This window comes from Pseudarthrobacter sp. AL07 (assembly GCF_029960665.1).
GTDB lineage: Bacteria > Actinomycetota > Actinomycetes > Actinomycetales > Micrococcaceae > Arthrobacter.
Genome location: NZ_JASBRB010000015.1, coordinates 41,986 through 62,533 on the forward strand (window position 1 = coordinate 41,986; position 20,548 = coordinate 62,533).

At 65.5% G+C, this 20,548-nt stretch carries 19 protein-coding genes and 1 pseudogene; 3 read left to right on the forward strand and 17 right to left on the reverse strand.

Annotation, left to right across the window (positions count from 1 at the left end):
• Window positions 1-20: 20 nt before the first annotated feature.
• From QK290_RS12680 to QK290_RS12710, 7 genes are all read right to left on the reverse strand, one after another.
• Window positions 21-1,607: an alkaline phosphatase D family protein gene (locus QK290_RS12680; protein WP_282330988.1), complete on the reverse strand. Its 1,587-nt coding sequence runs from the start codon at window positions 1,605-1,607 to the stop codon at window positions 21-23.
• Window positions 1,608-2,027: 420 nt separating this feature from the next.
• Window positions 2,028-2,663: a DUF3105 domain-containing protein gene (locus QK290_RS12685; protein WP_282330989.1), complete on the reverse strand. Its 636-nt coding sequence runs from the start codon at window positions 2,661-2,663 to the stop codon at window positions 2,028-2,030.
• On the reverse strand, window positions 2,656-3,597 hold the full coding sequence (gene lgt / locus QK290_RS12690; protein WP_282330990.1) for a prolipoprotein diacylglyceryl transferase: 942 nt from the start codon (window positions 3,595-3,597) through the stop codon (window positions 2,656-2,658). The genes QK290_RS12685 and lgt overlap by 8 nt, the downstream gene beginning before the upstream one ends.
• 12 nt (window positions 3,598-3,609) lie before the next feature.
• A complete protein-coding gene (locus QK290_RS12695) occupies window positions 3,610-5,208 on the reverse strand; it encodes a multicopper oxidase family protein (RefSeq protein ID WP_282330992.1) in 1,599 nt (532 codons plus the stop codon).
• A 43-nt stretch (window positions 5,209-5,251) separates the two neighbouring features.
• Window positions 5,252-6,151, reverse strand: coding sequence for a F510_1955 family glycosylhydrolase (locus QK290_RS12700; RefSeq protein ID WP_282330993.1), 900 nt, complete (start codon window positions 6,149-6,151; stop codon window positions 5,252-5,254).
• 81 nt (window positions 6,152-6,232) lie between these two features.
• Window positions 6,233-6,841 carry a DUF305 domain-containing protein gene (locus tag QK290_RS12705; protein ID WP_282330994.1) on the reverse strand — a complete coding sequence of 203 codons (609 nt, stop codon included), beginning with the start codon at window positions 6,839-6,841 and terminating at the stop codon, window positions 6,233-6,235.
• A 136-nt stretch (window positions 6,842-6,977) separates the two neighbouring features.
• Entirely contained in the window at window positions 6,978-7,430 is a 453-nt protein-coding gene (locus QK290_RS12710; RefSeq protein WP_282330995.1) for a hypothetical protein, read from the reverse strand.
• A gap of 287 nt (window positions 7,431-7,717) precedes the next feature.
• Here QK290_RS12710 and QK290_RS12715 point away from each other — a divergent pair, with 287 nt between their 5' ends.
• Window positions 7,718-8,029 carry a hypothetical protein gene (locus tag QK290_RS12715; RefSeq protein ID WP_282330996.1) on the forward strand — a complete coding sequence of 104 codons (312 nt, stop codon included), beginning with the start codon at window positions 7,718-7,720 and terminating at the stop codon, window positions 8,027-8,029.
• A gap of 117 nt (window positions 8,030-8,146) precedes the next feature.
• Here QK290_RS12715 and QK290_RS12720 read toward each other — a convergent pair whose 3' ends face one another.
• The 3 genes from QK290_RS12720 to QK290_RS12730 form a co-directional block, all read right to left on the reverse strand.
• The gene (locus tag QK290_RS12720; RefSeq protein WP_282330997.1) at window positions 8,147-8,599 is read right to left on the reverse strand and encodes a DUF4383 domain-containing protein; all 453 of its coding nucleotides are present in this window, start codon (window positions 8,597-8,599) and stop codon (window positions 8,147-8,149) included.
• 405 nt (window positions 8,600-9,004) lie between these two features.
• The gene (locus QK290_RS12725) at window positions 9,005-9,265 is read right to left on the reverse strand and encodes an SHOCT domain-containing protein (protein WP_282330999.1); all 261 of its coding nucleotides are present in this window, start codon (window positions 9,263-9,265) and stop codon (window positions 9,005-9,007) included.
• Window positions 9,266-9,383: 118 nt separating this feature from the next.
• Entirely contained in the window at window positions 9,384-10,688 is a 1,305-nt protein-coding gene (locus QK290_RS12730) for a diguanylate cyclase (protein ID WP_282331000.1), read from the reverse strand.
• A gap of 624 nt (window positions 10,689-11,312) precedes the next feature.
• Between QK290_RS12730 and QK290_RS12735 the strand changes: the two genes are divergently transcribed.
• The gene (locus QK290_RS12735) at window positions 11,313-11,603 is read left to right on the forward strand and encodes an antibiotic biosynthesis monooxygenase (protein WP_282331002.1); all 291 of its coding nucleotides are present in this window, start codon (window positions 11,313-11,315) and stop codon (window positions 11,601-11,603) included.
• On the opposite strand, the gene QK290_RS12740 is transcribed toward QK290_RS12735, so the two are convergent.
• The 6 genes from QK290_RS12740 to QK290_RS12765 all read right to left on the reverse strand — a co-directional run bounded on the left by QK290_RS12740 (window position 11,593) and on the right by QK290_RS12765 (window position 19,652).
• Window positions 11,593-12,852 carry a DUF3322 and DUF2220 domain-containing protein gene (locus tag QK290_RS12740; protein WP_282331003.1) on the reverse strand — a complete coding sequence of 420 codons (1,260 nt, stop codon included), beginning with the start codon at window positions 12,850-12,852 and terminating at the stop codon, window positions 11,593-11,595. The two genes, QK290_RS12735 and QK290_RS12740, sit on opposite strands and share 11 nt — an antisense overlap.
• Window positions 12,845-16,267 (reverse strand): ATP-binding protein, encoded by a 3,423-nt coding sequence (locus QK290_RS12745; protein ID WP_282331005.1) that lies wholly within the window; start codon window positions 16,265-16,267, stop codon window positions 12,845-12,847. Before QK290_RS12745 ends, QK290_RS12740 begins: the two co-directional genes overlap by 8 nt.
• A complete protein-coding gene (locus QK290_RS12750) occupies window positions 16,264-16,890 on the reverse strand; it encodes a DUF4194 domain-containing protein (RefSeq protein ID WP_282331006.1) in 627 nt (208 codons plus the stop codon). The genes QK290_RS12745 and QK290_RS12750 overlap by 4 nt, the downstream gene beginning before the upstream one ends.
• Window positions 16,887-18,329 carry a DUF3375 domain-containing protein gene (locus QK290_RS12755; protein WP_282331007.1) on the reverse strand — a complete coding sequence of 481 codons (1,443 nt, stop codon included), beginning with the start codon at window positions 18,327-18,329 and terminating at the stop codon, window positions 16,887-16,889. The genes QK290_RS12750 and QK290_RS12755 overlap by 4 nt, the downstream gene beginning before the upstream one ends.
• A 168-nt stretch (window positions 18,330-18,497) precedes the next feature.
• Window positions 18,498-18,692 (reverse strand): hypothetical protein, encoded by a 195-nt coding sequence (locus QK290_RS12760; RefSeq protein WP_282331008.1) that lies wholly within the window; start codon window positions 18,690-18,692, stop codon window positions 18,498-18,500.
• Window positions 18,693-18,842: 150 nt separating this feature from the next.
• Entirely contained in the window at window positions 18,843-19,652 is an 810-nt protein-coding gene (locus QK290_RS12765; protein ID WP_282331009.1) for an alpha/beta fold hydrolase, read from the reverse strand.
• Between the two features lie 237 nt (window positions 19,653-19,889).
• On the opposite strand from QK290_RS12765, the gene QK290_RS12770 reads away from it, so the two are divergent.
• Window positions 19,890-20,093 (forward strand): cold-shock protein, encoded by a 204-nt coding sequence (locus QK290_RS12770; protein WP_024365339.1) that lies wholly within the window; start codon window positions 19,890-19,892, stop codon window positions 20,091-20,093.
• An 87-nt stretch (window positions 20,094-20,180) separates the two neighbouring features.
• On the opposite strand, the pseudogene QK290_RS12775 reads toward QK290_RS12770, so the two are convergent.
• Window positions 20,181-20,548: pseudogene (locus QK290_RS12775) on the reverse strand (cytochrome ubiquinol oxidase subunit I); the annotation flags it as partial.

Below are 20,548 nucleotides of genomic sequence, written 5' to 3' on the forward strand. Positions count from 1 at the left end.
TTGCTGCCATGGGGGAGGCTCTACCGCGCCACCAGCCCCGGCACCCCGTCCTGGACCGCGAAGGTGGCCTTCGTGGAAACCGGTGCGCCCGGCGTCGTGACGTGATCGAGCACCCGGAAGTCCGCCGTGAGGGCGTCCTTGGTGATCTTCGTGTTCACGTAGCCGCGGTTGTCGTTGTAGAACTTCAGATGCGGGTTCCAGGCCTGAACCGGGTCCGCCGTCGAGCCTGACCCGTCGCCGGTGGAGGAGATGGAGGTGCAGACGAGTTCCGAGCCCACCACGGGGGAGGCGGGGTCCTTGTAGTCGACCTTGATGTCGTTGGCCCAGTTGCGGTGCACGTCGCCGGTGAGGACCACGGCGTTTCGGACGTTGGCGTCCACCCACCCCTGGGTGATGCGGCGGCGTGAGGCGGCGTAGCCGTCCCAGCCGTCCATGGAGACGTCGTCGATCTCGGGCGCGGCGTTCCGGTCCCTTTCGGCGAAAAACACCTGCTGGCCCAGGATGTCCCAGCGCTGGGTGGAGTCCCGGAAACCGTCCAGCAGCCACTTTTCCTGGTCGGCGCCGGTGATGGTGCGGTCCTCGGCGAGGCGTTCGGTGACGTTTTTCTTCCAGCCGTCGCCGGCGAGCTGGTCGTCGCGGTACTGCCGGGTGTCCATCATGTGGAAGTTGGCGAGCTGGCCCCATTGGATGGTGCGGTAGATCTTCATATCGAACCCGGCCGGCACGGAGGACGCCCGCAGCGGCATGTTCTCGTAGTAGGCCTGGAATGCGGCGGTTCGGCGCTGCCGGAACCGCTCGGTGGTGTCGTTGAGCTGGTTGGTGTCCTTGTTCTCGGGGATGTCGTCCGCCCAATTGTTGTCCACCTCGTGGTCATCCCAGACCACCAGCCATGGTGCGACGGCGTGCGCGGCCTGCAGGTCGGCGTCGGACTTGTACTGTGCGTGCCGCTGCCGGTACCCGGCCAGGCTGACGGTCTCGGGTCCCTGGTGGTCGCGCGGGTTGCCGCCGCCGATCACGTAGCTGTCCTTCTTGTACTCGTAGATGTAGTCACCCAGGTGCAGGACCAGGTCCGGGTGGTCCTGGGCCAGCCGCGAGTAGGCAGTGAAGTAGCCGTGCTCAAACTGCGAGCAGCTCGCGAACGCCATGGCCAGAGCCGCGGGCGTCTCATGCGGCGCCGGGCTGGTGAGTGTGCGGCCCACCACGCTGACGTGCTTGCCAGTGCGGAAACGGTAGAAGTACTCTCGCCCCGGCCGCAGGCCTTTGAGTTCGACGTGGACAGAGTGCGCGGTTTCGATCCCGGCGTGCTCGACGCCGCGGGCCACCACCATGCGCATGCTCGCGTCCTCCGCGACTTCCCACGCCACGGCGACGTTGCGGGAGGGCATGCCACCCAGGCCGTCCTCGGCAATCGGGTCCACCGCGAGGCGGGTCCAGATCACGAAGCCGTCCGGCCACGGCTCGCCGGAGGCGATGCCCAGCAGGAACGGATCGGCGCGGAGGCCGGCGTCGTCCGCTGTAGAAACGGCGACGGCGGCACCCGGCCAGGCCGCGACGAGCCCGGCCCCGAGGCCAGCGGAAAGGAGGGATCTGCGCGAAATGTTGTCCATGGCTCCGACAATATTGAGGCCGGTTGGACGGGCTGTGATGACGGTGTGAATGGGTGATTAACTGCGTGACAAGAACTGTTGACTCGGGCCCGGTTTCCGCGGACTCGGCGTCGACAGGCTCAACCAGCGGGCCGTATGGCGGCCACCACAACCTCAACCCCCGCGTCCCGGAACTTCTGCACCTGCCCCGGGTCGGTGCCGATGAACACCCGGTCAAAGCTCATCCACTCCAGGGGCTGCCTCGGCCAGCGGGCCTATGAGGCTCCGGCTCAGGCTCCGCAGCCGTACGTGCGCGCCAGCCGGCCCTGAGGGGAAACCGGTCGGCTGGGCGCTCGCCAATGGAGGATGGCTGAGGGCGGCGCGCCGGAGCAGGCAGACTTGCGGCGCGCCGTCGTCGGACCTTGTGGCACCGGGCACGGTTCAGCCGTTCACGCCGCCGGTGCATAGGGCCCCGGGCTCCGGAGCGTTGGGGGACTGGGCGTAGGCGCGGATGAAAGTGGCAATGCGCGGATCGGCGGCATCGGTCACTGTCAGCTGGGCACCCCAGGCCGTGGCCGTGATTTCGGTCCCGGATTCCGTACCGGGGCTGAGTAGAACGTAGGGCTTGTCCTTGGCTATCACGGTCAGCGCGGTGACATCGGAAGCGGCCAGGCCGGAGCCGTACGTGATGCTGACGGCGCCGTGCTCCAAGGAGTGGACGGCGCGCTCTTTGTTGACGGGTTCGGTGTAGATCCCGCAATTGGTCCAGGTGGCCGCATGGTCACCACCGACGCCGGGCGGATGAGGGTAGTCCACGGGTCCTTCGACGTGGTTCCGGGACAGGTCGGTGAAGGTCTGGATGCCCTCGATGGGTTGCTTGGCGGCCTCGGCTGCGGCGTTTTTTTCCTGCACGGACCCGACGATGGTCAGGGTGACGGCGGTAATGATGCCCGTCAGGAGCAGTCCGAATCCGCCGAAGAGGAGGATCTTGCGGCGGCGCTGTTTCGCCTGCTGCTGGTTGCGGATACCGGCGACGGTCTGGTGGTTTTCGGCGCGTCGTTGGTCTGCGTTACTCATGCGGAGTTTCCTTTACTGGCGGGGCGGGTTCCGTGGCGTCGTGGAGTGCGACTGGTCCGCCGGGGGCGGGTTCTTTCGGGCCGGGCGGGACGGCGGAGCGGGGTCGGGTCCTGAGCCGCTGGAAGAGGACAAGCCCGGCCAGGAAGAGCAGGCCGGCCACCCAAGTGTTTACGCGCAGGCCCAGAATGAGGTTGGCCGGGTCCGAGCGCATCAGCTCGAAAGCGAAGCGACCGGCGGTGTAAAACACGATGTACAGGGCGAACACAGAACCGGAACCAAGAGTGTACCGGCGGTCCAGGAAGATCAGCAGCAAAGCCGCAGCCAGGACCCAGAGGGATTCGTAGAGGAAGGTCGGCTGAAAATAGCCCAGAACCTCAGGGCCGCCGTCGGCGCTGGTCAGGGCTTGGCCGGTGACCGGGTCCATGGCATGGATCTGAAGTTTCCAGGGCAGATCCGTCGGTTCGCCGTAGAGCTCGTTGTTGAACCAGTTGCCCCAGCGGCCCAGGCCTTGGGCGATCAGCAGGCCCGGTGCCGCCGCGTCCACGAACGCAGGGAACGGAACCCCGGCGCGGCGGGCCCCGATCAGGGCTCCAACGAGTCCGAGGGCAACGGCGCCCCAGATCCCGAGGCCGCCTTCCCAGATCCGGAATGCACCCCAGGGGTCACGGCCGGGGCCGAAGTAGAGCTGGTTGTCCGTGATGACGTGGTAGATCCGGCCGCCGACGATGCCGAATGGCACTGCCCAGGTCACAATGTCGAGGGTCTGGGAGGTGGTGCCGCCGCGGGCCCTGAGCCGGCGGGCGGTAAGCCAGACGCCAACGACGATGCCGGCCAGGATGGCGAGGGCGTAGAAGCGGATGGTCAACGGCCCGAGCTGGAAGGCACTGAACGTGGGGGAGGGAAAGAAGAGCTCTGTCGCGACAGGTATGTTCATGGTCCGGCTCCGTTATTTGATGTAGGAGAAGACGCCAATCATGCCGCGTTCGGCATGGTAGGCGTTGTGGCAGTGCGTGAGCCATTGGCCGGGGTTGTCGGCGTCAAAGATCACCGTAACCGTTTGTTTGGGCCGGACGATGACGGTGTCCTTCCGGGCGCCGTCCGCCCCAACCTGGAAGGTGTGCCCGTGCAGGTGCATCGGGTGCCACATGTCCGTTTCGTTGACGAATCTCACCTCAACGCGCTCGCCGGCTTTGATCTCGAAGGCATTCCGGAACGGGTCGTTCATGTCGAAGCGGCCATTGTTGATGCCCCAGTCGTACTGCATCATGCCGCCGGTGAGCCGGAGCTCGTGGGTCCGGTCCGGGGTTTTCGGGGCAAAGCTGACACTGGGGTCCGCCTTGAGCTGGCCGCCGTCGACGACGGTGCCGTCCAGAGTGAACGGCAGGGTCGCAGCGGGCGGCTGCTTGCCGGAGCCGGTGCTGATGAATCCCAAGGCCTGCCCGGTCTTGCCCTCGGGCAGTGCAAGTACCGGAGTGAACCCCTCAGGGACCGTCAGCAGGGCGTCGATGCGTTCGCCCATGCCGAGCACGACGGCGTCGACGTCCTGGTGCTGCACCGGGAATCCGTCGGTGTGCGTGAGAGTGAGGGTACGCCCGGGGACGCCGACGCGGTAGGCGGTATCGCCGGCGGCGTTGATGATCCGGAGCCGGATGACATCCCCGGCCTTGGCGGCAAGGACGTCGGCTTCGTCCGGCGCCTTGGAATTGAAGAGGTGGACCGGGAATCGGACGTCACCGGCGTCGCCGCCGAGGAAGTCGCTGCGGGCACCCATCAGCATGTGGCTCATTCCCGTGCCGGATTGTCCGCTGCTGGTGGAGGGTTCCGGGGTAGAGCCCATGGAGCCGTGGTCCATGCCGGGCATCGAGTTGCCGGACATCCCGTCGTCGCCCATGGACATTCCGCCGGAGAGTTCTTCCATGACTTCGTCCGGGGTGCCGGTGATGCCGTCCAGCCAGTCGTCCAGCACGATCACCCAGTCCTGGTCATAGACGAGTTTTTCGGCAGGATCCTCGATAATGAGCGCACCGTAGAGGGCCCGTTCGCGCTGCATCTCGACGTGGGAGTGATACCAGTAGGTGCCGGGGTGTGGCAGCAGGAATTCATAGTCGAACCCGGCCCCGGCTGCGGTCGGGGCCTGGGTGACGTGTGGGACGCCGTCCTGGTCGTTCCGCAGCGCCAGGCCGTGCCAATGGATGCTGGTCGGATCCTTCAGGCCGTTGGCCAGTCCGACCTGGAGCCGGTCACCTGCCACGGCGCGGATGGTGGGGGCGCTGAGTCCGCCGTTATAGCCCCAGGTCGTGACGGGCTTCCCTGCAACTGTGGTTTGGAATGCTGCCGCTTTCAAATCCTGTGTCACGGTTGTTCCGCTGAACGCCCGTCGGGCCTCGTAATCGGCGACGGCAGCATCCGTGGGCAGGACCCGGTCCGGCAGGCCTGCCGGGGGCTGGATGTTTGTGCAGGCTGCGAGGGCCGCGGCGGCGGCCGTGGCGGCGGACAGGCCCATAAAACGGCGCCGGTCCAGGTGGTAATCGGTGTGAATGCTCATGTGAAGTCCTTCGTGGTTTCTGGAGACGCCGGTGCGCACCGGATCAGTCCGCGTTGGAGGGCCTGAATGACGCCCCGCCGTCCTTCGACACGATCACACCCTTTGAGGTGGCGGCCCAGATCCACGGCTTTCCGTCCGTGCCTTCCGTTGCGGCAATGGCCTGAACCTCACCGCTGACGGCGCCCGTCTGTTCCCAGGACACGCCGGCATCGGGGGAGTAGTACACGGTCCCGTCCGGTGCGACGCCGACGGCCTTGCCGGCGCTCGCAAACGAGGCGAATTGAATCACAGGTGCCGCCTCGTTCAGCGTCCAGGTGGTTCCGCCATCGGTCGAGCGCTGCACGCCCTGCTGGGTAGTGGCGAGGACGGCGTTGCCGGCGGGATGAGCGGCCAGCACAGCGGGCACGAAGTCGACGGCGGCCGTCTGCCACGTTTCGCCGTCGACACTGGTCCGGAGTGTCCCGTCGAAGGCCACGATGCCGGATTTTGTGGCGGCCAGGGCGTGGAAGTCGGATTGCTTCTGCCGTGAGAGTTGCTGCCAGGTCCTGCCGCCGTCAGTGCTCTTGATCAGGCCGAGCGGGTTGGGCAAGTCCGAGCCTGCGCCAGGGTGCCCCGAAGCGTAGAACACGTCCGGGTCACCGGCTGCGGTGAATCCCATGTAGTCATTGGTTGGTCCGATCTTGACGGCAGGGTTCCGGGACATGTCGAACAGGCCCTCGTGGGTGGCCAGGAGCACCTGACCGGTTTCGCCGTTAACGCTCAGCCCATGGACGTGGGCGCTCGGCAGTCCGGACGCCGCGCCGGCTGCTGGGGCTGTTGCTGATCCACCTCCGGAGGGCGAATCGGTGGCTGCCGGGGTGCAGGCGGAGAGAGCAACAATCAGGGCTGCTGCCGCGGCTGTCATTGCGGAGACGGGCGGCCGCTGGCGGGAGGGAAAAAACATAGGGGGCTCCAAACGAAGACGGGAAAAGTCAGGGAATACATGCGCCGGTCCGCTGCGAAACCGGCGCGTCTGCAGCGCTGGCTAGAGGGCGCCGAGCAGAATCTGCATTTCCTCGATTTCTGCCTGCTGGGCCGCGATGATCTCCTTGCCCAGCGCCAGCGCGTCGGCATGCTGGCCGTCGGCCTCCTCAGTCCTGGCCATCATCACGGCCCCCTGGTGGTGCGCGATCATCTGGGTCAGGAACAACCTGGCCGCGTCCGCGCCCCGTGCCGCCTGGAGCTTGGCCATGCCTTCCCCGTCCACCATCCCGGACATGCTGTGACCGGCGGCCATCTGTTCGGGCTCATTCCAGGACTTTAGCCACCCGGTCATGGTGCTGATCTCCGGGGCCTGGGCGGCCTTGATTTTGGTGGCAAGGGCCGTGACCTGCGGATCAATGTCCGGCTTCTGGAGGATGATGTCGCTCATCTCCACAGCCTGGCTGTGGTGCGGGATCATGCCCTGAACGAACATGATGTCGGCCGCGTTCGGAGTCACTGTGTCGAGCGGGGCGGCGGTCGCCGGCATGCTGGAACTGCCGTGGTCCATGCCGGGCATGCTGCTGCCGGAAGTTCCGGTCCCGGCCGAGCAGCCGGCAAGGGCCAAAGTGGCTGCGAGGACGGTGGCGGAAATTGTCAGGGTTTTCGTCATGGGAATCTGGATCCTTCAAGGTGATTGCGGAAACAACGCTGGGCGGGAACGGTCACCGTCCAGCGACTCAAGCCCTGGCAAAGAGGGCGACTTATAAAGGGCTGCGCGCCGGTGAACGGTGGCGCGGCACACACCTTTACGTTCGGCTGATGCAGAGGTCGCCCGGCGAGGGAGTCGGGGGCAGGAATGAATAGGCAGCGTGGCCGGACGGTTGTCCGGCGCCGGAGACATTCCCAAAGGGTGTGCTGCCGGGCAGCGGGGCTAACAGCGATCCGGTTCCCGGCGACGGGACGCAGCCGGCATCCATGCCCGCCATCTCGGCGCACCCGCCGGATCCGGTGCATGAAGCGGCAGGGCCCGGCGGGGTTGGAGCCGACGGTGTTCCGGCGACGTGGTGGCTGGTGTGGCCATCCGGTGCACGCACAACGGAGTAGGTTCCGGAGGCGTGCACGGCTCCGGTAGCGTCCATGGAATGGGTGCCCGGCATGAAGTGCATCCCGAAGATCCCGGAGATGAGGGCGAATAGCCCAGCCAGGAGGCCCGCACGGCGGAGGAGGACCGGGAAGCGGCGTAGCAGTGTTGTTAGCATGCAAGTTCCTCCTTTCGCGCGGGATCAACTCAATAAGGGTACTCGTGACGTGCTTCCACACTCCCCATGTCACTAACGTAGCTGGAGGCTGATCAGTTCCGACCGGTCGACGCACCTCGCGGCGGGAGTGGTCCCGTAGAGACGACTGGTAATACCCCCGACGGCCAGTCTCCTCGGCCTATTGCCGGGGCCGTGTTGCAAGCGGAGAATGGCCTTACTGGCGGGGTCCCATATCTCTCCGCCGTGGGTATAGGGGCTTCGTCGTAGCCCTATTCCAGGAGGAACCCATGAACGTCAAACGCACCTCTGCCGCAGTGAGTGCCGCCGTACTGGTTGCGCTCTTCACAGGCGCCGTCCCCGCATCCGCCGAGATTGCCAACAGTCACGCTGCCTGCACCGGACTTGGCATCTCGGATCATGCCGTCACGGACGGCCCAGGTGCCGTTCCCGAGATTATCAAAGAAATAAAGGGGGCGGCCGCCTACTATGGCTTCGCTAACTCGGGCCAGGTTGTGAGCAGGTTCTCGAAGGTCCATGCAGGCACGCATGCGCCGGGCTGCGAGGAAGCCATTGTGGAAATCCTTGTCGCCGGACCATAACGTGTGGTTCATGCCCTGAGCCGCGCTGACCGGGCTGGAAACGGGAATGGCCCCGCCAGCAGCGCGATGCTGCGGACGGGGCCATTACCGCGGTTGCCTGATGGTTCAGATGGTCGCTTAGGCGCGGACCTTGGTGTGTCCCTTGCTGAGGACCATGGCCAAGGCGATCATGCCGACGCCGAGCAGCAGGTGCAGAACGTTGTCGAAGCCGTTCAGCGGCACGAAGTTCCCAGCCGATTCCTGGGGGACCACCAGGCCGTAGACGAACAGAACCAGATAGATGGCGCCGCCATAGAGGAGGAACGAGCGGGCGCCGGTGGCGGACTTGGCCAAGGCGATGCCCGCTGCGCCGAAGAGCAGGTGGACCACGTTGTGCAGGACAGATACCTGGAACAGGCCCAGCAGCATTGCCTCGGACTCGTGTCCCGCGAAGTGCAGCTCGCCGAAGTTGGCCGTCAGGCCCGGCACGAAGCCGAGGACGCCGACCAGCAGGAACACGGCGCCGACGACCATGGATGCCTTCTGGACGTTGGTGCGGGCTACTGTGCCGGTGTGGGTATGTGTGGCCATGATGATCTCCTGATGCGATATGGGTTTGCGGTCAGCGGGTTGTGCCTATATGCCAAACCGTTGGGTTATGCCTGCAATTCGGGGCAGGCATGCAGCCCGGATGGCTCATTCGCAAAAATTTGTGTAGTCGGCCGGGGCACCAGCGGACTTCGACGACGCCCATCGTTCCCGTCCCCATCCCCAATCCGCCACCGTTCGCGCTCGCCCGGCCTGGCTGAGAGTTTCGGGTAGCTGTGACCGTTGATCAGGACCAGGCGGCCTTCGCCCGATCATCCGGTCCATGGGCGAGGCGCCAGCGACTGAACCGGACCCGTTCACGGTGATGTCGGAAATGACGAAAATGCGTTCCCGGCTGGTGGCAGGGGGATCTGTCCAGGAGTGCGCTCCGGCGGCTGATGGGGCGCGCTACTGGTCTTCCCCGAGGACCTTCAGCTGCTCGCGGTATTGGTCCGCAGACAGTTCGCCGTTGGCAAAGCGCTCATCGAGGATCTGCCGGGCGCGGCTCCTGCCGGGGTAGGGCCCCGGCGGTCCCTGCATGCCGCCCGGACCTCTGCCCGCGCCAAACAGGCGCACCGCAACCAGTACAAGCAGGGCTATCCCGACGAGCAGGAGTATGCCCCACAGCCACATCGTCCAGCCCATATTCATGCCGTAATCCCACATCATGAGGGCGCCTTTCGCTGGGAGCCACTGATGCTGCGATTCTCCGGCAGTTTCCCGCCAGCCGGAAGGGTTCGAAGGCCCTTAGCTCAAAGAACTTTTTTGGGCGACGTTTCGACCGGGCTCACCTTCCGTGGACTTCGTACCGGGCCTTGCCGCCGTGCTTGGCCCGGTACATGGCCGAATCGGCCTGCCGCAGCAGCTCCGTCACGTCCGCCGTGTCCGCGGTGCGCTGGGCGACGCCCATGCTCAGCGACACCCGCAGTGACCGGTCACCGATCATGAACGGTTCGCTCAGAGCCTCGTAGATCCGCTCGGCAACAGGCCCCGTGGCCGGAGTGCCGTCGTCGTTATCCAGAACGACGACGGCGAACTCGTCGCCGCCCAGCCGTGCCACCAGGTCGTGGCTGCGGACGCTGGCCCGCAGCCGCTCGGCCAGCTGGGCGAGCAGCGCGTCGCCGCCTTCATGGCCGAGGGAATCGTTGACGTCCTTGAAATCGTCGATGTCGATGAACAGCAGGCCCTCGTGCCGGGTCCGGCGGTCGCTGTCCGGCTCGAAGGATGCCAGGAGTCGCTCCGCCAAGGCCGCACGGTTCGCGAGCCCGGTGAGGTCATCGTGTGTTGCCCGATAGGTCAATGCCTTGTGGCTGTCCTGGAGCGCCGCGGCCATGCCGTTGAAGGCCACCGACACCTCGCCGAGTTCGTCCCGCCGGGCCACGTCCAGGCGGTGGCCGTAATCGCCGGACTGCAGCTTCAGGACGCCCCGGCGCAGGCTGTTGACGGGCCGCATCAGGTCCTTGACCATTCGGCGCCGGAAGTACAGGGTGGCGGCGATGGCCACAACGAAGAGACCGAACCGGCCAATCACCAGAAATCCCTGGAGCTCGCGCGTGTCCACGAGCCCCCGGTTCAGTGCCTGGAGGGAGGCCTGCTGGACGGCGGCCAGCTGCGTACGCACGCTCGAGCTTGCCGCGGCAAAGGCAGGCGCGTCAGCGACGTTGGTTCCTGTGAGGTTAAGTACCTGGTCGCCCCAGAGACCTGCATTCTCCAGTCCGGCCTGCCAGTCCTGCCGTGCCGCGGACAGGGCCTCGGACCGGCCTTCGTCCACAGCTTTGACCGCGGCAGCTGCCCGGTAGAGCTCCTCAATGTCCTGCTGTTCCCGGAAAAAGGCCTCCCTGTTCACGGGAGCCGCAGCAATTAACTGGTGCCCCAGTTGCTCATGCGCGTCAAGGGCTGCGGCCAGGTCCGCGACGCTGCCGTACTCGGCCTGGAGCCGTCCGTTCGCAGCTTCCATCTCGTTCACCACGAACCGGACGCCGACAACGGTGACCGCTGCGCCGATGAACAGGGCCAGCAGCATGAGCGTGAATGCCCCGGACCATTCACGCTGCAGGCTGTACGAGCGCGGCGGGGCAGAGGCCTTAGCCACGGGTGGGTTTCGGCGGGCCCGACCACAGGAAGGCATGGTTCTCAGGCGGTGCAGTCATAGCGCAGGAATCCATGGTGTCCTCGGGCCGGGGTGATGTTATGCCAAACGTACACGGAGCCACAGACAAATTCGTTGGCGTATTGCGGGACGGGCCGGATAATTACGGGCGCCTCCAATCAAGGTCGAACCAGCTGGGCTGCTCAACAGCGTGCCAACGGGCCACCGAACAGGTCCGTGGCGGACCAGGCGGCCGCGGCAGTGCCGTCCGAATCACGTACGAGTGCCCGAGGCCCGTTGTGATTCCCGGCGGTGCTTTACTTCTCGTTTTGACCTTCCACCCTTCATGGGGTGGGGGCCGGTCCCCTTGGTCGGGAACGGGTTAAACCCCCGTCCCTACTCACGAGATTATTCCTGTCATCCGCAGCACCGCCAGCAGTCCCGGCTGGTCCTTCCGAGGCCTTGCTTTCGGACGCCGGCCGGTCCTTACTAATGGAAGGAGCCCGGGCCATCCGGCAGAAATCTGCTGCTTGGCTGCACCAGGTTCCTGCCGCACGGACTGGTTCCCTGTGTCGCAACGGGGAGCCGGCCAGCGGTTCCGCGCAATGACTACGGGAGGAAAAACCGATGTTCGCTAGAGTCAGCACGTACAAGACCGGCCCCGAGACGGTCTCAGACACCCCTACGGAAGACATCGTCAGCAGGGTGCGCCAGATCCCCGGGTGCAAGGGGATCTACTACCTGAGCGGGAAAGAGACAGACAAGGCCATCTCCATCACCCTTTGGGATACCGAGGAAGCCATGACCGCAAGCCGCCAAGAAGCAAACAAAATCCGCAAAGAGAACAGTGATGAGGAAAAAACGGAGATCGTCGCAGTGGAAGAATTCGAAGTCACCGTGAGCAGCCTCAACGACTGACCGAGAACCGTTCCAGCGCCCAGTCCCAGCGAATCAGCTCCTGCTCCAGCCTGACAGCGGTCCCGAAGGCGTCATCGCGGAGTCCTTCATAGAGTGCGGATTCGTCAGGAGTCAGCCGGCTCAACACAGCCTTCGACGGCGACGGCTCGCTGGCCCAGGCATCGCGGTGGGCCAGCAGCGTGGCCTCGTCCATCATTACGCTGGCCACGTGCGGGTGGACGGCGCGGAGCTGGTCCAGGATCCGGAACCCATGCGTGTCCAGGTCGCCCCAGTACAGGACCTCGCAGTTCCGCAGCCACCCGGCGTCCCGCAGCGACGAGAAACCATACCCGGCACCATAGATGGCCAGCGTGTCCGGGCGTTCCGGGAGGGCCAGGAAGTTGACCAGGTTCTCGGTGATCATCACCGTGCGGGCGGGCAGCTGCAGGGTGCTGAACGCCTCCGCGGTGACGGTCAGGTCACGCGCACGGCCAAGCAGCGCCATGCCGGGATCCAGCAGGCGGAACCTGACCAGCTCGGGCGGGTGCAGGAAGCCATGGGCTGCGGCGAAGCGCGCCGCCGGGGTACGTGCGGCGCTCTGGCCCAGCAGGGATCCGGGGGAGGCCTGGGCGTCGGCCAGCGGCCCGCCGTCACCGGCATCAGCTTGCGGGTCGGGTTCCGCACGCAGCTCCGTCACGAGCTCATCGATGACCTTCCTGTGGTTCTCGATGAACTTGGTGTGCACGCCGGGAACGCTCAGCTGCCGCACGTAGATGCCTGGCCCGGGATTGTCCTGCAGCCACAGGGCCACGCGGGCAGCGGTCAACGCGTCGGCCCCGAGTTCCAGCAGCTTGAGCGGCCGCTTCAGCGCCCACCCGCGGAACAACGAGTGCAGCGAGGCCAGACTCCCGGCGAGCTCCACGAACCGGGCTGCGTCCTTCGCCTTACCGATAAAGCCGATCTCGTCCTCCACAGCGGCAAATACCGCCGCCGCCGGCAGGTGGTTGGCCCCCACCGTGGTGCGCCCCACTTCCGCGGTTTCCAGGCTGAACGGACCCACTGCGCCGAACAACTCCGCCGCCCATGCGCTCGCCGCAGCATAGTCACTCCGGAGCGTCCCCGCCGTCGGACGTTTCAACGGACGACGGCGGGGGTACAGTACGCCCGGTTCCAGCACCTCGCGGAGTAACGCCCCGCTGCCCCAGGACTTCAGCGATTGCGCCCGCAGGTCAGCCACCGTGGTCCAACCCTGTGCAGGCTGTTTAGGCACGCCGGGCCCGCTCGTCGCGGTACTCCTGGATGGTCATGTTCCGCAGCTGCGAATCGTCGCCGTTGGTGTTGGCCACGAACCCCACATGGGACACAAAGGGTTCGATCACGTGGATCTTCTGCAGCGGCGTGACGATCAGCAGCTGCAGCTTCATCCGCTGGAACAGCTCCAGTCCATAGCGCGCGGACTCGTCGGAGCCGCGGCCGAACGCCTCATCGATCACCACAAACCGGAAGCTGCGCCCACTGCCGGCATTCTTCCCGGCGCTCTTGCCGGAGGCCAGCCCAAACTGGAATGCCAGGGCAGCCGCGAGAATCGTGTAGGCGAGCTTTTCCTTCTGGCCGCCGGACTTGCCCCCCGAATCCGTGAAGTGTTCAAATTCCTCGCCCGTCTCGGTCCACTTCTCCGAGGCGGAAAACGTGAACCAGTTCCGGACATCCGTGACCTTGGCGGTCCAGCGCTCGTCGAGGGTGGTGTAGCCGTCCCGGCCCCGGAACCGCTCGATCAGGCGCGCCACCTGAAGGTACTTCTGCTCGGAGTACTGGTCATCGTCGCCGATGGTGCCCTCCGAACAGGCCCGCAGGTCCAGGCCGAACTGCCGCACGTCCAGGTCGGTGCTGTTCTGGTGCTCCAGCTGGATGTGCCGGCCGGTGTTGTACTCAATCCCGGCCAGTGACAGGTTGATTTCGCCGATCCGGTTCACGATGTCCTGCCGGCGGCTGTCCAGGAACGCGTTGAACGCCACCACCTCGTGGATGGTGTTCTGGTTCAGGGACTCCTTGAAATGCGCCTCGAAGCGCGGCAGATCGTTGCTGACCAGCTGCTCCAGCAGCTTGCCGAACTCGCCGGCGGACTCGAGAGCGGCGTCGATCTCCGTGGTCTCGTTCGGGTACTTGTTCCGGAACTCGGCCATCAGCCGGACAGTCTTCTCGGCGGCCCGGGCGATCTGCCTGGACAGTGCGTCGATGCGGTCGGTCAGCCCGGACCGGGCGGCACTTTCCACGGTACCCGTGTTTTTGTAGGTGAGCGGTTTGCCGGCGAGTTCCGCGGCGGCGAGCCTTGCGACGGCGGCCAGCACGCCGCCGTCGTCCGTTAACGGGGTCTCCTGCAGGACGTCGCGGCAGTCCTCGATCGCCTCGACGATGTCCTTGGCCGCGCCCTCGTTGGAGCCGATCCGGCGCTGGACGTCATCGGCCCGCACCTGCAGGCGATCCAGCTTTCCGGTGAGCTCGGCTTCCTTCGCCGTCAGCTGCCGCAGCACGTCGCTGGTGGACTCCAGCTGGGCCTTTTCTGCCTTGAGCTCCTCGATGCGGCGTGCGGTGAGCTGCCAGCTGAGCTCGGCGAAGTCCGAGACGGCCCCGATGATGCCCAGCTGCTGGTTCTGCCGGCCGATGGCGCCCAGGGAATCGTTGATCCGGGACAGCTGGCCGGCCACCACGCTGAGCTGGCCCTGGACCTCGTCCTGTTCGGCGCGGAAACGGCTGATCTTGTCCAGGTTGTCCCAGCCCAGGACATAGTTCCGGCGGTCAGACAGGTCCTGCCGGTCGTCCTTCTCGTGCCGGCCGCGGCCGCCCTTGAGCTGGCCGTTGGCGGTGAGGGCCTTGGAGCGGCGGCGGAAGTCCTCCAGGGTGTCGCAGCAGAAATAGTCGAAGCGGCTGCTGAGCTCATCCAGCAGGAAATTGCGGAACGGCGTCCCCTGCTTGATGGCGATCTTCGCCGCCAGCGTGCCCGCCTCGGCCGGCTTCGGCGCGTACGATTCGCCGATCTTCAGGTACACCAGCCGGCCGCGCAGGTTGTTGCCGTCCACCCAGCCGCTCACCGCCGCGTAGTGCTCCGACGGCACCAGCAGGGACAGCGCAAAGCCGCGCAGGGTGCGTTCGGCGGCGCCTTCCCAGGCCGCCTCGCCGTCGCGGACGCGCAGCAGCTCGCCGGCGTACGGCAGGTCAGATTCCTGGATGCCGGTCCCGTCGCAGAGCCGACGGCGAAGCTCCACCTGTGGGCGCGGCAGCAGGTTGGGGCGCGCCTGCAGGCTGGTCAGCTCCGCGGCGATGTCGGTGGCGCGTCCGGTGAGCACCGTGCGCGTCATGGTCAGCTCGGTGCGGCTATCCTGCACGTCGTTGGCTGTGGCGGCGAGTTCCTTTTCCACGTCGGCCAGCCGGGCCCGGTTGGCGTCGAACTGGACGCGGTCCGCCGGGGCCGGAAGCCCGAGGTCCGCGGCAGCTTCGGCGTACTTTTCGAAGCGCACCCGCTGCGACCGTGACTCCTCGCCCAGCCGCGCGGCCTCGGCCTCGATGGCGGCCAGCCGGCCGCCGCCGTTGCTGCGGATGTCCTCCTTTACGGCGGCGAGGTCGAGGCGGAGCTGGGTGATTTCGGTAGCCAGTTTGCCGCTGTCCTCCTGCAGCCGCAGGCCGGTGTTCTGCAGTTCCGCCTGGTGCTCAATGCTCAGCTGCAGCTTCCGGTCCGTGAACCAGGGGTGCAGCTGGTCCCGCTGCTGGCGGGCGAATTCATCGTCCCGGCTCAGGGCTGTGTGCTGCGCCGCGCCCTCGGTGATGGGGGTGAGCAGGGCGATCTGGTCCTTAGCCCGCAGTACGGCGTCGTGGGCTTTCTTCAGGTCGTCAAAGTGGTGGATGAGGTTGCCGATCCGGGCCTCGACGTCGTCTTCCTCGAGCATGTTGGTGCGCACGAAATTGGTGATGTTCTCCACCTGCTTCATGGACACCGTGCGGTGGAACAGCTCCATCGCCTGGTTGCCGCTGATGCCGAACTGCCGCTTGAATGCGGCCGCGTAGGGCTCGAAGGTTTCATGGATGGACGCCCCCGCGGCCCGGAGCTGCTTCTTCAGCTTCGCGGGGTCCTGGCCGAAGTTGCCGAAGTCCCCGGCGATGGACTGCTCGCCCTCCACCAGCGAGTAGAAGCGGTTCGGCTGGCCGGCTTCCTGGGTGGCCCAGAGGGTGATGGCCAGGGTGACTGATTTGCCCAGGACGGCGTTGTGGAAGACGCCCAGAACCACGGTGAGCTTGCCGGTGCCGCGCAGCGCCACGGGCTTGGAGTATTCGCCGCCGGCGCTCCGGGTGCTCTTGTGGAAACCCCTCACGTACGACATCAGGGTGCGTTCCTTCTTCTGTGCACCCGCCGCCTTGTTGTACTCGATCCTGTTGGCCGGAAGCAGCAGGGTGGTGATCGCATCCACCACTGTCGACTTCCCGGAGCCGATGTCGCCGGTCAGCAGGCTGTTCGAACCGTCCAGCCGGAACGTCCGCACCTCCTGATGGAAGGTGCCCCAGTTGAGCAGCTCCAGACGGTGCAGCCGGAAACCCGGGGGAGTGCCGGCGTCGTCCGCTTTTTCATCGAGGCTGAACAGCATCTCCTGCTGGTCAGCGCCGCCCTTAATGGCGGTGGCCGTCTCGGTGCTCATGTTCGGTCCTCTTCCTTAATGCCGGTGGCGGTGGCTCCGGTGAGCGAGGCGCGGTAATCGGCCAGCCGCGCGTCGAATTCCTCCAGCCACTGGGCATCCACGTATGCCTTCAGGATCCGGGCCACCTCGTACGTGCCCGTCTGGCCACGCAGTTTCCGCAGGAAGCCCAGCTCCACGACCTTTTTGATGTTCGTGCCGAGCTGGTCCAGGATCCGAGCCTCGTTGCTGGATTCGGGCAGGAAGACCGCCACCATGTCTGCGATGTCCTGCTCGGTCATGATCAGGCGCAGTTCGCTGCTGTTCGTGTCGAATTCGAGCATCCGGCCGCGGAGCAGCGCCAGGAGGAGGCTGACGTTGAAGGTGAGCGGGCGGCGGGGGATGAGCCGCGGAAGTGTGCCGTCCGGGTCCTCGCGCGATTTCAGGAACGCGTAGCCCTCGGATTCGTCCAGTATCAGGTCAAGGCCAAGCACGGCCACGTAGTCGCGGACGTGGGAGGACAGTCCCAGCAGCGACTGCCAGATCTTCTCGTCGGACTCGGCGTACACCACGCCTTTGAAGAGCCTGGTGACGACGCCGGGAAGTTCCCCGGGCGTGTGTGTTTCGGGTGCGTCTGTGGTGGTCATGCCGGCCTCACGAAGATGATCTGTTCGACGGTGGCTTCCCGGATGCTGCCGTCCGGGAGCTGCCAGGACAACTGCTGTGACTCGTCAGGGTTGATGGAGGCCCAGTCCGATTCGGTGGCGAGCTGATAATAGGCAACGATTTCGGCCAGTCCCTGCGAGAGCGGATGGGCGGATGCTACTTCGCCGAGCGTGGCCTGTCCTGCGCCGGCCAGGACGTCGTCAATGTTCGACTTCAGCCGTTCCGTGTCCACGTGGAACTGGCTGAACAGGGCGCCGGCGTCCACTGCAGTATCGTCGGCAGCCACGACGACGTCGTCCACCATGATCCGCCGGCTCGGCTCGTACAGCGGCCGCTCGAACGGGAGCGCGACCTCGACGGACTGGGCGGCGATCTCCAGGAAAACGCCCGACGGCGGCACCTCCCGGGTACCCAGCGCCCCGGATTCGATGCTGCGGACCAGCTGCATGATGCGCTTGTTCTCCAGGAACACCTTGTCATCGAGGAGCCGGCGCATCTGCTGCGAGAGCTGCCGGACTGTGGCCTGGGTCTGCTCGACGGCGGGCAGCCAGTCCTGGTGCAGGTTGGTCACGGCATGCAGATTGTCCAGTTTGGCGAGGGCGTCGATCTGGGTGGCCCGGAGAAGCAAGTCCCGTAGTTCGGTACGGAGCTGCGGGGACATCAGGTAGTCCCAGAAGCCCTGGAACGTGCGGCCCTGGAGCGAGCCGCTGATGTCCTGCTGGTTGGCGAAAATGGAGGCCAGTAGCTCGCCCTGGGAGCCGTCCCAGGTGGCGATCTGTTCGCGGACCTGCCGGTCCAGCTTGCGGAAATTCTGCTCCACCTCCCGGAAATCGGAGAGCAGGTCCTTGGCCAGGGTGGTCAGCTGCTGGAAGTGGTCCAGGGCTTCGGGTCCGGTCATTACCCGGATGTTGCCGTCCTTGATCCGTTGCATCTCGGCGTCGATCCCGTCCCGCTGGCGTTGGAGCTCGGCGAGCCTTACCTCCGGATCGGTTTCGGACTGCTGGACCAGCGCCTTCAGGACGGCGAAAATGCTGGTCAGCCTGGACTGGGTGGCCACGAAGTCCCGGCCGCTCAGGCTCTCCACCCAGCGGACCACGTCCTCGGCGGCGGCCGTGAGATCGTAGCGCGGCTCGTCCTGACCCGGGACGTAGTATTTCCGCAGCCACGCGCGTTCCGGGGCAGCCCACTCGTCCAGATATTCCCCGGCCGGGCGGGGGTATTTGTCTTCGCCGAAGACTTCGCGGAGGCCGAACAGGACATCGTCGAGGTGGTCGATGAGTTCTTGCCGGCCGATGTCCCGTTGGTTGGGCCCGGTGAAGGCTTTGATGAAGAAACTCACGGCCAGCGGGGCGTTCTGAGCGCGGAGCAGGGACCACCCCGCGTGGTTCTCGCGCAGTGCGTTGATGGCGTAGAAATCCATGGTGTCCTCGGTGCGGGGGCTGTTGTTTCTAAGCTACACGGGGGCGGTGACAATTTCCGTGGCGGCCGGCGGGCTCACCCCCGCCCCGTGCCTCCATCCGCTGAGGAGTTTTTGTCCAGGTAATCCGCCTTTTCGGGCTTCCTAAGGGGATTATCTGGACAAAAAAGTCTAGGGGGAGAGGACGTTCAGTCCTGCCTCGACGGCGGTGGCCTTCAGCCCGGCGTCATAGGCCACCACAACGTCGGACTGCAGCCGGACGGCTGCGGCCAGATGAATGGCGTCGACGCTCCGGAGCTTGCCGGTCAGGGCTGCGGCGTACATAAGGTCCGAGCGGGCAAGATCGACCACGTTGATGGCCCCCAACACCGTATTGACGGGATCGCCGGGAAATCCGCGGCGATGGGCCGCGCAGCAGCAGCCGCTCAAAGGGTGATGCCGACGGCGGGATCAGCGTTGCGGCTACCTCGCCGTTGTTCGTGACGTTGATGGTTTCGCGGCGCCCGAACGTAAGGATCAACCGCCGTGGGTTTCGAGTGGGTCGGTTTCGACGGGCTCAACCACCGCGCCGACTTCGGCCTGCGTCCAGTGCCGCCGGAGCAATTCAGCCAGCCGCTCGGGCTCGATCCGGTGTGGTGGGTCGAAATGGTGGCGCTTGGGGAAGACCTCCAGGTGGAAGTCCGGGAAGAAGACCCTTGACAGCCGGCTGGCAATATCGCCGTAGTCGTCGGGATTGCTCAGGCCGCCGAGGGCGAAGAAGACGGGCTGGCGAAAGGCGGCCAAACGCGCCCTCTCCAGGTCGTAGGTTTTGAAGGTCCGCAGGAACGCCCTGATACCCGCGGGCCGTTTGGCCATCCACGCCGGCGGGGGATCCGCCGGCGGCGGAAGGGCGACGTCGGGCTTAACTCCCAGCCTCATGAAGGCGGGCATGAACTGCTCCGGCGGGAGTGTTTCCAGCTGCTCGTACTGTTTCCAGAGTGCGGTGTGGGCAGGGCTCCAGTCCCAGTTCCCGGCCCAGGCCGGCTCCAGCAGCGCCAGGCTCAGCAGTCTTTCAGGATGCTTGGCAGCGAACGCCAGCGCCGCCGCCCCGCCACCTGAGTAGCCTGCCAAATGGAACGTCTCCCATCCCCGGGCATCGGCTTCGCGCAGCACGCCGTCGATCTCTGTGTCCAGGGTCCAGTCCGCCGGCGGTTCATCGTCCGTGTAGAGCTCGAGATCCTTGGCGATTGCCTCGACGTCCGGCCCGAGGGCTGCAATGAGTCCGCCGTAGGCGGCCTGGGCCGGAAGTACAGAACCCGGTAGAAGAATGGTCCGAATTGGTTCCATGGGAGAAGGCTACGCCGGGGTTTCGACGGGCTCAACCATCAGCCGTGGTGGCCGGTGGTAAATGGTTCTGAAAATCTCCTGTACAGTTGATTTTGTTGTTGTGTTTATGCAGTTGGTAATTCAGGCAGTACGCGCGGTCGAAAGTCCGCGTCTTTCTGAAGTAGCGGTTTTGAACACCCCACACCGGAGGACCCGAAAGTCGGGACTGTTCCTCCACCTTCACGAAGGACAAAAATAATGGCTACTGGTACCGTCAAATGGTTTAACGCTGAAAAGGGCTTCGGCTTCATTTCCCCCGATGACTCCTCACAGGACGTTTTCGCTCACTACTCCGCGATCGCCTCTTCCGGCTTCCGCTCACTCGAAGAGAACCAGAAGGTTTCCTTCGAAACCGAGCAGGGCCCCAAGGGTCCCCAGGCCGTCAACATCCAGGCACTCTAATTCTTTAGAGATTCTGGGGCCTTAGGGTTTCATTTTCAAAGCAGGGCCGGTCATTTGACCGGCCCTGCTTTTGTTAACGGCAAACCCTCACCGGTCAGGGTTTGGGTCCCGCACATCCCGTTCGCCGATATCGGCAGCACCCAGGGCGGCCGCGGCAGCGCTGTGCGTGGTTTCGTGCGCGCGGATGCTGAGCTCCGGGTGGTGGAGGTCCAGGGCGGGACGCTCTGAACGGATCCGGGGCAGCGAGGTGAAGTTGTGCCGCGGCGGCGGGCAGGACGTGACCCATTCCAGCGAGGCGCCGAAGCCCCACGGGTCATCCACCTCAACGTGTTCGGAGCTGCGCGACGTGAGGTAAACGTTCCAGAAGAACGGAATCATCGAGGCGCCGAGCAGGAAGGAACCGATGGTGGAGAACTGGTTCATCCAGGCGAAGTTGTCCTCCACCAGATAGTCGG